The sequence below is a fragment of the Kushneria aurantia DSM 21353 genome, assembly GCF_000382245.1.
In the GTDB taxonomy this organism is placed as follows: domain Bacteria; phylum Pseudomonadota; class Gammaproteobacteria; order Pseudomonadales; family Halomonadaceae; genus Kushneria; species Kushneria aurantia.
Map to the genome: position 1 here is coordinate 125523 of NZ_KB907864.1, position 12767 is coordinate 138289.

11 protein-coding genes are annotated in these 12767 nt (G+C 63.4%); 6 read left to right on the plus strand and 5 right to left on the minus strand.

All coding sequences use genetic code 11. The annotated features are described in order from the left end of the window. Positions 1-24: 24 nt before the first annotated feature. The 5 genes from nuoJ to nuoN all read left to right on the plus strand — a co-directional run bounded on the left by nuoJ (position 25) and on the right by nuoN (position 5871). A complete protein-coding gene (nuoJ, locus tag H146_RS0103560) occupies positions 25-588 on the plus strand; it encodes an NADH-quinone oxidoreductase subunit J (protein ID WP_019950478.1) in 564 nt (187 codons plus the stop codon). Then, the gene (gene nuoK / locus H146_RS0103565) at positions 588-911 is read left to right on the plus strand and encodes an NADH-quinone oxidoreductase subunit NuoK (protein WP_019950479.1); all 324 of its coding nucleotides are present in this window, start codon (positions 588-590) and stop codon (positions 909-911) included. Before nuoJ ends, nuoK begins: the two co-directional genes overlap by 1 nt. After that, entirely contained in the window at positions 908-2761 is a 1854-nt protein-coding gene (gene nuoL, locus H146_RS0103570) for an NADH-quinone oxidoreductase subunit L (protein WP_019950480.1), read from the plus strand. Before nuoK ends, nuoL begins: the two co-directional genes overlap by 4 nt. Positions 2762-2883: 122 nt before the next feature. Continuing rightward, positions 2884-4401, plus strand: a complete 1518-nt coding sequence (nuoM, locus tag H146_RS0103575; RefSeq protein ID WP_245558686.1) for an NADH-quinone oxidoreductase subunit M — start codon at positions 2884-2886, stop codon at positions 4399-4401. Between the two features lie 6 nt (positions 4402-4407). After that, positions 4408-5871 carry an NADH-quinone oxidoreductase subunit NuoN gene (gene nuoN, locus H146_RS0103580; protein ID WP_019950482.1) on the plus strand — a complete coding sequence of 488 codons (1464 nt, stop codon included), beginning with the start codon at positions 4408-4410 and terminating at the stop codon, positions 5869-5871. Between the two features lie 97 nt (positions 5872-5968). Here the strand turns inward: nuoN and H146_RS0103585 are convergent, their stop codons facing one another. The 5 genes from H146_RS0103585 to H146_RS0103605 all read right to left on the minus strand — a co-directional run bounded on the left by H146_RS0103585 (position 5969) and on the right by H146_RS0103605 (position 11921). After that, positions 5969-7906 (minus strand): autotransporter domain-containing protein, encoded by a 1938-nt coding sequence (locus tag H146_RS0103585; RefSeq protein WP_019950483.1) that lies wholly within the window; start codon positions 7904-7906, stop codon positions 5969-5971. A gap of 258 nt (positions 7907-8164) precedes the next feature. Next, positions 8165-9115 (minus strand): 3-hydroxyacyl-CoA dehydrogenase family protein, encoded by a 951-nt coding sequence (locus H146_RS0103590; protein ID WP_019950484.1) that lies wholly within the window; start codon positions 9113-9115, stop codon positions 8165-8167. A gap of 53 nt (positions 9116-9168) precedes the next feature. After that, positions 9169-10140 carry a sugar phosphate isomerase/epimerase family protein gene (locus tag H146_RS0103595; protein ID WP_019950485.1) on the minus strand — a complete coding sequence of 324 codons (972 nt, stop codon included), beginning with the start codon at positions 10138-10140 and terminating at the stop codon, positions 9169-9171. 186 nt (positions 10141-10326) lie between these two features. Beyond that, entirely contained in the window at positions 10327-11148 is an 822-nt protein-coding gene (locus H146_RS0103600; protein ID WP_019950486.1) for an endonuclease/exonuclease/phosphatase family protein, read from the minus strand. A 113-nt stretch (positions 11149-11261) separates the two neighbouring features. Continuing rightward, positions 11262-11921: a thiol:disulfide interchange protein DsbA/DsbL gene (locus H146_RS0103605; RefSeq protein ID WP_019950487.1), complete on the minus strand. Its 660-nt coding sequence runs from the start codon at positions 11919-11921 to the stop codon at positions 11262-11264. Between the two features lie 205 nt (positions 11922-12126). Between H146_RS0103605 and yihA the strand changes: the two genes are divergently transcribed. After that, entirely contained in the window at positions 12127-12738 is a 612-nt protein-coding gene (yihA, locus tag H146_RS0103610; RefSeq protein ID WP_019950488.1) for a ribosome biogenesis GTP-binding protein YihA/YsxC, read from the plus strand. Positions 12739-12767 lie beyond the last annotated feature (29 nt).

A 12767-nucleotide genomic window follows, 5' to 3' on the forward strand; every position in this document is an offset into this window, starting at 1 on the left:
CGGGCTCAGCCGGGGGAATACGCCGTGGAAATCGCTTTTTATCTGGCCGCATTGATCGCCGTTTTTGCCACCTTCCGGGTGATCATGCACACCAATGCGGTGCATGCGCTGCTCTATCTGATCATCTCGCTGCTGGCGGTGGCGGTGGTATTTTATGCGCTGGGCGCGCCATTTGCCGCGGCGCTGGAGGTGATCGTCTACGCCGGCGCTATCATGGTGTTGTTTGTTTTCGTGGTGATGATGCTCAACCTTGGCGGCCAGACGGCGCACCATGAGAGCAGCTGGCTGACCCCCGGTATCTGGAAAGGACCGGCGGTACTGGCGGGGCTGTTGCTGGCGATTCTGTGCTTCTCGCTGTGGTACGGCGGCGGTATCGGCAGTGTCGGTGGCGATACCCTCAGCGCCAGGGAGGTCGGCATGCAGATGTTCGGTCCCTACCTGCTGGCGGTAGAGCTGGCGGCCATGCTGCTGCTGGCCGCTTTGATTGCCGCCTCCCACGTGGGTCGCAACGAGGACACACAGCTCGAGCGTGACATGAACGAGGCGCGTCAGCGCGCGCCGAGCGGCGTTGACGAGGAGGAGGCGTAATGGGCAGCGAAGGCGCAATGGGTATACCGCTGGAACATGGCATGGCGCTGGCCGCGATCCTCTTCGCGCTGGGGCTCATGGGGCTGCTGGTACGCCGCAATCTGCTGTTCATGCTGATGAGCCTCGAGATCATGATGAACGCCACCGGTCTGGCCTTCATCGTTGCCGGCATGCACTGGGGGCAGCCCGACGGTCAGGTGATGTTTATTGCCATCATCACCCTTGCGGCAGCCGAAGCGAGTATCGGTCTCGGCTTTCTGATTCAACTGCGCCGCCGTTTCGGTACTCTCGATATTGACGCAGCCAGCGAGATGAAAGGATGAATATACTTCCCCTGATCGTTCTGTTTCCGCTGCTCGGCGCGCTGATTCTGGCCTTCAACCCGCGCCTGCCGAACCGCCTTGCCGCGCTGGTGGGCGTTGGCTCGATCGGCCTCTCGGCGCTGGTCATGGTGTGGCTCAACTGGCTTTTCTATCTCGGCGATGGCGGTGGCTTTACCCAGACCCTGTGGCAGTGGGTAACGGTGGGTGATTTCCGCATGGGGTTCACCCTCTACCTCGACGGCCTGTCGCTGACCATGATCAGCGTGATTACCGGGGTGGGCTTTCTGATTCATCTGTTTGCCTCCTGGTACATGGAAAAGGATCTTGAAGGCGCCCCCGGCTATGCTCGTTTTTTCGCCTACATGAATCTTTTCGTATTCAGCATGCTGCTGCTGGTGCTGGGAGACAATCTGCTGCTGCTCTATCTGGGCTGGGAGGGCGTCGGCCTGTGCAGCTACCTGCTGATCGGCTACTACTACCAAAGCGAGTACAACGCCTGGTGCGCCTTCAAGGCGTTCATTGTCACCCGAATCGGCGATGTCTTTCTGGCCATCGGGCTGTTTCTGCTCTTCACCCGCTTTGGCACTCTCGATATCCAGCAGCTTTTGCAGCAGGCGCCGCAGGTATGGCAGGAGGGCGACCTGATGGCCGAGGTGGCGGCGCTGATGCTGCTCGGTGGAGCGCTGGGCAAGTCGGCGCAGCTGCCGCTGCACACCTGGCTTGCCGACGCCATGGCCGGTCCCACCCCGGTGTCGGCGCTGATCCACGCCGCCACCATGGTGACCGCCGGTGTCTATCTGATCGCCCGCACCCATACCATCTTCGAACTGGCCCCCTTCACGCTTTCGCTGGTGGCGCTGATCGGCCTGCTGACGCTGCTGGTGGCCGGTTTCACGGCGCTGGCGCAGACCGATATCAAGCGTGTACTGGCCTATTCGACGATGAGTCAGATCGGCTACATGTTTCTCGCCCTCGGGGTCCAGGCGTGGGACGTGGCGATCTTCCACCTGATGATTCACGCCTTCTTCAAGGCGCTGCTGTTCCTCACTTCGGGGTCGGTGATCATCGCCTGCCATCATGAGCAGAACATCTTCAAAATGGGCGGCCTGTGGCGCTCGCTCAAGCTGCCCTACGCCTGCTTCCTGATCGGCGGGGCGGCGCTCTCGGCGCTGCCGCTGGTCACGGCGGGTTTCTACTCCAAGGACGAGATCCTGTGGTTGACCTTCGATCACGGCTACAGCCTGCTGTGGCTGGGGGCCCTGCTGGGAGCGCTGCTGACGTCGATCTACACTTTCCGCATGATCTTCATCGTCTTTCACGGCCGCGAGCAGATTCATCCGCATGCCGGTCGCGGTATCGCCCATCATCTGCCGCTGCTGGCGCTGGCGCTGCTTTCCACTTTTGTAGGCGGCATGATCCATCCGCCGCTGGCCAACGTGCTGCCGGCGGGGCCTGAAGGGCAGTATGGCCACCTGATCAGGGTGCTGACCGAGGTGCTGGCCGCCGTGGTTGCGCTGGTTGGCGTGGGCATTGCGGCCGCGCTGTTCCTCGGCCGCCGGCGCCTGATCGGCAATCTGATGGAGGCGAAGGAGGGTGATCGGTTGCGACGCTTTTTCTACAGCGGCTTCGCCTTCGACTGGCTCTACGAGCGCATCACGGTCCGCCCCTTCCTGTTCATTGCCCGCCTGCATCGGCGTGACTGGGTCAATTCGCTGGTCAATATGTGGCCGGCGCTGGCGCTGGGTCTCAACGACCTGCTGCTGGGCACTCAGAACGGCCGACTGCGCTGGTACGCCGCAGTGATGACCGGTGGCGCGGTGAGCATGCTTTTCCTGCTGCTGCTTTTTTGAGAGGGCGCGATGAGAGAGCCGATGCGAGCCGACAGAGTGGGTAGCGTTATTGCCGGGGGCAGAGAGCCGACGGTAACGCTGCACATTACAATGATGACGATCAGAGAAGCGAACACGCCATGATGTTGCCCTTGCTGTTACTCATCCCCTTTGTCGGGGGGCTGCTGTGCTGGCAGTACGAACTGGTCAGACCCAACACGGCATTACCGCGCTGGATCGCGCTGGCGACCATGGTACTGCTGCTGGTACTGGCGCTGTGGCAGTGGGTGACCGGCGACTACGCCATCTCCACGGTGGGCAGCGAGCCCGACTGGCAGAGTCAGTTCCGCATTCCGTGGATCTCCTTTTTCGGCATCTCCTTTCATTTGGCGCTGGACGGCCTGTCGCTGATCATGATCACCCTGACCGGCCTTTTGGGGATTCTGGCGGTGGTCTGCTCGTGGAAGGAGATCGACCATCGCATTGGCTTTTTCCACCTCAACCTGATGTGGGTGATCGGCGGTGTGGTAGGGGTCTTTCTCGCCGTGGACCTGTTTCTGTTCTTCTTCTTCTGGGAGATGATGCTGGTCCCGATGTACTTCCTGATCGCCCTGTGGGGTCATGAATCGGAAGGTCGCTCGCCGGTCAGTGCCGCCATCAAGTTCTTTATCTACACCCAGGCCTCGGGCCTTCTGATGCTGGTGTCGATTCTGGGGCTGGTCTTTTTCCACTACGCCCAGACCGGCGTACTCACCTTTGACTACACCGTCCTGCGCGACACGCCGATCACCGGCACCATGGCGTGGGTGCTGATGCTGGGCTTTTTCATCGCCTTTGCGGTCAAGCTGCCGATCGTGCCGCTGCATGGCTGGCTGCCGGATGCCCACGCCCAGGCGCCCACCGCGGGCAGCGTGGATCTCGCCGGTATCCTGCTCAAGACTGCCGCCTACGGCCTCCTGCGCTTTGCCCTGCCGCTGTTCCCGGACACCTCCCAGGCCTTTGCGCCGGTGGCCATGGGGTTGGGGCTGGTGGGTATCTTCTACGGCGCGGTGCTGGCCTTTTCGCAGACGGATATCAAGCGTCTGATCGCCTGCTCCAGTATCTCTCATATGGGCTTCGTGCTGATCGGCATCTATGCCGGCACTCAGCTGGCGCTGCAGGGCGTAATCCTGCAGATGGTGGCACACGCCTTCTCGGCGGCCGGGCTTTTCATGATCAGCGGTCAGCTCTACGAGCGGCTGCACACCCGCGACATGCGAAAGATGGGTGGCCTGTTCGGCCGGCTGGGGGCGCTACCCGGCTTTGCGCTGGCGTTCGTGATGGCCTCGCTGGGTATGCCTGGCACCGGCAACTTCATTGGCGAGTTTCTGATTCTGTTCGGCGCCTTCGACGTCGCGCCCTGGGTGGTGGTGGTGGCCAGTTTCGGGCTGGTGCTGTCGGCGGTCTACTCGCTGATTCTGATGCATCGCGTTTACTGGGGGCCGCCGAAGGCGGAAACCACCATCGCGCGGCTCGACCGGCGTGAGTACCTTATGCTGCTGGGCACCCTGGTACTGCTGATTGCGCTGGGCTTCTATCCCCAGTTGGTACTCGATGTCTCTCAGGGCGCGATGAACGAAGTGCGCCACTGGTTTGCTGTTTCATCCTCGTTTGCGGGCTGAGCCGACATGAATATGACATTGTCACATCTGATCGCCCTGTTACCGCTTGTGATCGTCTGCGTCACGGTCATCGTGGTCATGCTCGGCATCGCCTGGCGGCGCCACCACTTTGTCAGCGCCACCATCACCACGGTAGGTCTCAACCTGGCGCTGTTATCGCTGCTGGCGGTGCTGCCGCTGGCGCCGATCCGCGTCACGCCGATCCTTTTGATTGATCACTATGCGCTGCTTTACATGGCGCTGATGCTGATTGCCGCGCTGGCCGCGACGACGCTGGCGCACGCCTATCTGGAAGGCTTCGACGACCAGAAGGAGGAGTACTACCTGCTGCTCGGCTGCTCGGTGCTGGGTGGCATGACGCTGGTGGCCAGCGACCACCTGCTGTCGCTCTTTTTCGGTCTTGAACTGCTCAGCGTGCCGCTTTACGGCATGGCGGCGTACGCCTACCGTACCCGGCCGTCGCTGGAGTCCGGCATCAAGTACATGGTGCTGTCGGCGGCCGCCTCGGCCTTTCTGCTGTTTGGCATGGCGCTGCTCTACGCCGAGTCCGGCTCGCTGTCGTTCAGCGCCCTGGGGGCGTCGCTCTACGGCGATAGCGCCCATCAGAGCTGGCTTTCGATGGGCATCGGCATGATGGTCATCGCGATGGCGTTCAAGCTGTCGCTGGTGCCTTTTCATCTGTGGACGGCGGACGTCTATGAAGGCGCGCCCGCGCCGGTGTCGGCCTTTCTCGCCACGGTCAGCAAGGTTGCGGTATTTGCCCTGCTGATGCGCCTTTTCATGACCGCGCCGGTCACCGGGTTGGCCAGCCTGCACGTCGTGGTCAGTATCATCGCCTTCCTGTCGATGCTGGTGGGCAACCTGATGGCCCTGCGTCAGGACAACATCAAGCGGCTGCTGGGCTACTCCTCGATTGCGCATCTGGGCTATCTGCTCACCGTGGTAGTGGCCAGCGATGACATGGCGCTTTTGACCACCGGCGTTTATCTGATCACCTATGTGGCAACAACGCTGGCCACCTTCGGTGTGGTGGCGCTGATCTCCAGCCCCTGGCGGGGTAGCGACGTTGCCTCGCTGAAATACTATCGCGGGCTGTTCTGGCGCCGCCCCTATCTGGCGGCGGTCATGACGGTAATGATGCTGTCGCTGGCCGGTATTCCGATGACGGCGGGCTTCATCGGCAAGTTCTACGTTATTGCCACCGGCGTCGAAGCGGGGCTGTGGTGGCTGGTGGCGGGCGTCATCATCGGCAGCGCGCTTGGCCTCTACTACTACCTGCGGGTGATGGTGATGCTCTACCTGCACGATGACGATCCCGGTGGCGAGCAGCGCTACGATGCCGCCAATGACTGGGTCCAGCGCGCCGGCGGCATCATGGTCATTCTGCTGGCGCTTGCCGTGCTGGCGCTGGGTATCTATCCGCAGCCGATGCTGCAGCTGGTCGACGCCGCGACCATGGCGGTGGGGTAAAGCAGCGTTAGCTTGCTGCCTGCCAAAAGAACCGCCGCCGGTTAAGTCCGGCGGCGGTTTTTTATGGAAACGGTTCGGCGTTCGTTGGCGAAAGGCGTCAGAAGCGCCAGCGTGCGCCCAGCGTATAGCCGGCCTGGCTGCCCTCATCATGAGAGAAACGCGACGTGGCATCGGCGGTCACGCTGAAGTTTGACGTCATGCGCATCTCCACGCCGGCCTCGACGCGACCGAAGTGCTCATCGACCGCAGGCAGCGACACGTCACGGGTGACGCCATCGGCGGCCGGGGTGACTCGCAGCGAGTTTTCACGCCCGTCACCCCACTCCTCGACCCACGCCAGCGACGCGCGCGGCAGCAGTGCGGCCTCACCCTGCAGGTCGAGCAGGCCCTGCACACGCCAGCCGAGACTGCCCTGCAGGCTGTCAAAGCGCTGTGATTCGACATTCAGGGCGGTGCGCCGCGGGTCGTCTTCGCGATAGTCGTCGATGTGGTAGCGGCCGTAATCCAGCGCCGCGAAGGGCCCGGTACGCAGCGCATTGCTGACAACGTCGTAGCCACCCATCAGGCGAGCGCCATAAAAGGTGGCGTTGGTGTCACTGTCGATGCGCTGGTCGAGCAGTACCGGGCCGTTGCCCGATTGCAGGAAAACGCTGCGACGCGCATCCAGGTCGGCGTAACCGGCGCCCAGGTTGCCGCCCAGCCACCAGGCGCCACCGTCGTTCCAGAGTGCATAGCTGCCCAGCTGCCAGGTATCGCTCGACAGTTTGCCGCTGTGGGCAAGATCGTCACGGCGATAGTCGAAGCGCGCATTGACGCCGAGAGTAACGTCGCCCTCGAATTGGCGGTCGCCCCACAGATAGAAGCTGGCGCCCTTGCGCTGCTGTTCGCCCGCCACATCGAAACCGTCTTCCGGTTGGTGAGCACCTTCGATACCGAATCCGCCCTCGGTTTCCCCGGCGACCGGCGCGCTGACCAGCAGCTGGCCGAAGCGATCATCATAAAAGCGCGTGGCTGCCGAGCGCTGGTTTGCCAGCAGGTCGGCCTGTACCCGCGCCATCGCAGCTGCCGAGCGCGCCGAGGCGAGCAGATCGGCATTGCTGCGCTCCACCAGCAGTCGGGTCAGCAGCAGTGAGTAGAGCCGCAGGCGCTCGGCAACGCGCTCCTCGCCGAAGGCATTGGTCAGCACTTCGCGATTATCTTCTGCCGGATCGTGCCAGGTGCTGCCGCCGGGTATGGCGGGGTTGGTGGTCTGCGTATAGCCGTCGTCGGCGCCAATGCTCCAGTTGGTCGATTCGATGAAGATCACCGGAATACCCAGATCCTCGAAGCTTTCGCCGTCGCTGCAGCAGCCGGTACCGGTCGGATAAGAGGGGTTGAGGCCCGGATTGCTGCGCAGATCGATCGATAGCTCATCGGCGATCGCCAGCAGTCGATCGCGCAGCGCAAAGAGTGCTGGATTGTTGACGCTGTCGCTGCCGGCGTTGGCGTACATATGGTCGCCGGTGATCAGGCTGTCGATATTGATCATGCCGATCAGGGCGCTGCGTTCGCTGTCACTCAGGCGCTCGACATACTCCCGCGAGCCGACCAGCCCCTCCTCCTCGGCGCCGAAGGCGATCACCTCGATACCGTTTTCCATGGGGATGCCGCTCAGATTCTGTGCCAGCTCGGTCAAAAGGCCGGCGCCGGAGGCGTTATCATCAAGGCCCTCGAGATCGGGTACGCCGTAGGCGCTATCGTAGTGCGCGCCGACGACCAGCTTGCGGTCACTGCTGCCTTGCAGGGTTCTGACCACGTTCCAGGCGTCGCCGCCCTGCGCCTCGAAGTCCTGCAGCCTGGTGTCACTGCCGATCCGCTGGCGCATCCAGTCGGTGGCGCCGCGATAGCTCGTGGTGCCGCTGTAACGGCCGGGGTAGTCGTCGATCAGAACATCGACGGTCTCTTCGGCGTATTCGCCGTAGTCCCAGGCGAGACCGGGCGTAGCGACAAAGGGCAGCGCCAGCAGCAGCGCCGGGGAGAGTTTTTTGATTATCATGTCTATGGCATCCATCCGGTTGTTGTTATCCAGCCCCGAAAAGGGAGAGCCAATATAACCCTCCCGTGAAGGATCGTCACTGGCACCGGGTTATCGTCAGGGTGCCCGCCAGGGATGGCAGGGCACAAAAAATCGCCGGGAGCAATTTTTGACGCCAAAGGCGGCCCGAAGGGTGCCCGCCAGGGATGGCAGGGCAGGGATGGCAGGGCACAAAAAGCGGCGCCCGGAGGCGCCGCTTGATAGAGGAGCTGGCGTCGATTACGACATTGGCGGCGGCCCCAGCTCGTCGAGCAGTTTCGACAGCTTGACGTAGGCGCGATTACGCCAGGCGATCAAATCGGGAATGCGTTCGGCGGGCACGTCGGTGAAACCGCCGCCGCTCTTGGTGCCCATCTTGCCCTGGTCGATCAGGTCGCTGAGCACCTTCGGGGTGGCGAAGCGCTCGGGGAAGTCCTTCTGCAGTGACTGATAGCAGAAGTTGTAGACGTCCAGCCCGGCCATGTCGGCGATCGCGAAGGGACCAAAAAAGGGCAGGCGGAAGCCGAAGGTGGTGCGTACCAGGGTGTCGATATCCTCGGCGCTGGCGACGCCCTCCTCAAGCAACTGGGTCGCCTCGTGGAACAGCGCGTACTGCAGCCGATTGAGTACGAAGCCGGTGACGTCGCTGACCGTGGCGGTCTCCTTGCCGGTCTCGTGGACGATCGCGCAGGCTTCGCGCACCGTCTCCTCGCTGGTGCCGGCGTGGGGAATGATCTCCACACCGGGAATGAAGGGCGAGGGGTTGGAGAAGTGCACGCCGAGAAAACGCCCCGGCTCGGTGACCGCCTCGGCGAGGCTGGCGATCGAGATGGTCGAGGTGTTGGAGCCGATGATGGCGGTCGGCGGCGCGGCGGCGCAGATGCGCCGCAGAATGTCGTGCTTGATGTCGATCTTCTCCGGCACCGCCTCCTCGATGAAGTCGGCACCCTCGACGGCGGCTTCGATCGTCTCGGCGGCGCTGATGCGCGCTTCGATGCGTTCCACCGCGTCGGCCGGGAAGAGGCCGTCGGCCACGAACTTGCGCGCCTCCTCGATCAGGCGCTCGCGGTTTTTGAGCGTGACGTCATAGGAGATGTCGCTGATGCGAACCTCGGCGCCGGCCAGCGCCATGACCTGGGCGATACCGCCGCCCATATAGCCGGAGCCGACAATGGCGACTGTGCGTGTCATAGGGATACTCCGTAAGGATCAGGGGCCGCGCAGCCGCGCGGCGGTGACAGTAATCAGTAGCTCTGCCGCACGCGGCTGGTGCCGAGCGCGTAGCCATCCTTTTTGGGTAGAATCATGTCGCGCAGATAGCGCTGATTGGTCGCCGAGACGCTGAGGCCGTCGCCGCCGTAGTGCTCCATGCAGATAATGCCCTGGAAGCCGTTGGCCAGCCCCAGCTCGACCGCCTTGCGGTAGCTGATCAGCCCCGATTCCAGCGGCGCCGGCATGGCAACGAAATGATCGCGGGCGATGTCCTCGTCGCGGATGTAGTTCTTGGCGTGCCAGTAGTTGGCGTAGGGCATGGTCTTTTCGAAGATCTCCTGCCACGCCTCGATGGGACGATGCAGGCGAATCAGGTTGCCGACGTCGGGGTTGATGCCCACCGTCGGCAGGCCGATATCCTCGACCAGGGCCACCGTCGAGTCGGCGGTACCCACATAGGTATCCTCGTACATCTCCAGCGACAGGATCAGCCCCAGCTCGTCGGCGCGCTTGCCCAGTTCGCGCAGGCGCTCGACGGCCAGATTCCAGCTGTCGCGATCGCCCACCGGGTCCTTGTAACCTTCGACGGTCCAGAACCACAGCTGCTTCTGCTGCGCCGGCGTCAGCGCCTGGTGCAGCCCCACCGATACCACCTTGCAGCCCAGCTCGGCGGCCGCCTCGAGGCTGCGGTGGGCGTAGGCGAGATTGTCGCGACCGTGCTCGGCGTCGATCACGCTGCGGCGGATCAGCGAGATCGCCGGCGTGCCGATACCCGCATCGCGAGCGGTTTTTTTGAACAGATCAAGGCGCTCGGGGGAGAGATCCCCCGGACGCACCCAGCCGTCGAAGAGGTCGATATTGTCAAAACCCGCTTCGAGGACCTCATTGAAAACCCCGTGCCATACCTCGGGCTCGGCGTCCGTAACGGCGCGGCCCTGGGCATCGACACCCGGAAACTGCAATGGAGCGGCCGTGATCGGCCAGCTGTCGGCGGTAAGTGCCATGGTTCTCTTTCCCTGGCAGGTGAACGGAATACAGCGGTCCTGACGCAGTCGGGCGCCGTAGTATGTCCAACATACACCTCTACAGGATTGAGCATATGACGCTTTAGTCGAAGGCGAGCAGGCGCCGAGCCTGAGCATACTGGCGTCACGGGCCGAAAAGGTGGCGGGAAGCGTTGGGGCGTGACGTTAGCGCAGACTGTCCGGCGTCGTGCCGCCCAGCGACGCAATGGCGATGCTGCGCGCGCAGGCCGCGGGCAGTTGCAGATCGGCGGCCAGCGGCAGGTGATCGGAAAACAGTGCCGGCAGGGGATGAAGGTTGGTCAGTTCGAGCGGTGCCGAAACGAGAATGTGGTCCAGCGCGCGGCGCGGTTGCCACGAGGGGTAGCTGGCGACGCCGCGTCCGGGGCTGAACTTCAGCGCGCGAGAAAAGCGCGAGTGAGCCTGCAGTTTCTCGCTGGTGCAGTTGAGATCGCCCATCACGATGACGTTTTTCAGCGGCTCGATATGGCTGGCCAGATAGTCGAGCTGCTGGTTCTGGGTACGCGCGCCCAGCGCCAGGTGCAGCACGAAAAGATGCAACGCCTCCGGCCCCTCGCCGAAGCGTACATGCATGGCGCCACGCCCTTTGGGGCCGGGCAGGCGGTGGTTGTCGACGTGGCTGATCGCCAGCCGGCTCAGCAGGCCGTTACTGTGTTTGGCAATACGGCCGAAGTCGCGGTTGAGCTGCTGTCGCGCCCAGGGAAATTTCGACTGGGCCGCCAGATATTCGACGTGATTGATGTTACTGGAGCGGAAGCTGCCGCCGTCGACCTCCTGGAGTGCGACCAGGTCGAAATGGGTAAAGGTATCGCACATCAGGTCGAGCCGCGTGGCGCGACCGCGGTTGGGCAGCAGGTGTTGCCAACTGCGGGTGATGTAGTCGTGATAGCCGCGGGTATGGATACCGACCTGCATGTTGAAGGTCAGCAGGCGCAGCCTCACGGGTGTGTTGGTGGCGCTGGTGTCCATGGGGCTCCGGACGTTGAGTAGGCTCGCTCCCGGTCGGAGCGCGCCAACGGGGTTGAGCAAAGGCTGTGCACTGAGAGCCGGGACCGAACACGTCCCGGCTCGGACGCCCGCTATCAGCCGGCGTTGGCCTGCTGCTCGCGCACCTGCTCGATCAGCGAGTCGGCGACCTTGAGCATATTGGCAAGGCCCCCGGCGCTGCGCGGCGTGATGACGTAGCGGCCATCCACCACCAGCGCCGGCACGCCCATCAGTTGATAGGCCTTCATGCGGGCGGTGGCCTGGTTGAGCTGGCTGCGCACGCCGAAGGAGTCGAGTGCATCGAGAGCGGCCTGGCGGTCGACGCCGTAATGGGTGAAGAACTCGGCGATGTCGTCGGGATCGATCAGGCGCTGACCTTCCTGGTGAATGGCGTTGAAGAAATCGCGATGAAACTGCTCGCTGAAGATACCCAGATCCTTCGCCGCATAGAAAGCGGCCGCGTGACGCATCCAGGTGTCGCCCATGGTCGCCGGCAGGCGATCGAAGGTGACGTCGTCAGGTTGCTCGGCGACCCACGCCTCGAGCGGTTCTTCAAATTCATAGCAGTGCGGGCAGCCGTACCAGAACACCTCGGTGACGCCGATCTGACCCTCGGGCAGCTCGGTGGGCACCGGGTTGTCGAGCACCTCGTAATCCTGTCCGGCAACGGGCTCGGCGGCCATCGCCGCGCTGGCGAAGCCGCACAGGGCCATGGCGGTCAGCAGCCAGCGTGCGCCGGGTAAAAACTTTCGCATTGCAGTCGTGCTCCCTGATTTTTGATCATTGGGTGGACCGGGCCAGCCGTGGTACCACGCCCGCCCAACCCCTTGGAACCTGTCGTGTCGGCAGGGTTCCCCGGATGGCCTTATCCTACCCGAGCGATCGGCGGCTGACGAGCGCAGCGCCGGCGGCGATGGTACACTGCGCGCCGAGTTCATCCCGCCCCGGAAGGCGAACGCCATGCGCCACAACTTTCAGCAGACCCGCTTTCTGACCAGTGCGCCGACGCTGGCCACAGCACCCGCCGACAGCGGCGCCGAGGTCGCCTTCGCCGGGCGCTCCAACGCCGGCAAGTCGAGCGCGATCAATACCCTGACCCGCCAGAAGGCGCTGGCGCGTACCTCCAAAACGCCGGGCCGCACTCAGTTGATCAATTTCTTCACCATCGGCGCGCCGCACTACCGGCTGGTCGATCTGCCCGGTTACGGCTTTGCAAAGGTGCCGGAGGCGGTCAAGCGCGAGTGGCAGACCCACCTGGCTCACTACCTGCGCGAGCGCCGCTCGCTGAAGGGCACCGTGCTGGTAATGGACGTGCGCCATCCGCTCACCGAGTTCGATCAGATGATGCTGGGCTGGGCCGACGAGGCCGATATGCCGCTGCATATCCTGCTTACCAAGGCCGACAAGCTGGGGCGCGGCGCCGGTGCCGGCGTGCTGTCGAAGGTGCGCCATCAGTTGAAGGAGTGGGAGGATCTGGTCAGCGTACAGCTCTTCTCGGCCCACAAGCAGCAGGGCGTGGAAGAACTCGGCGAGCGGCTTTCGAACTGGCTGTCGCCGGAGAGCGATAGCTGACGCCGCGCCGGTCGGGCGTGGCATCAGCG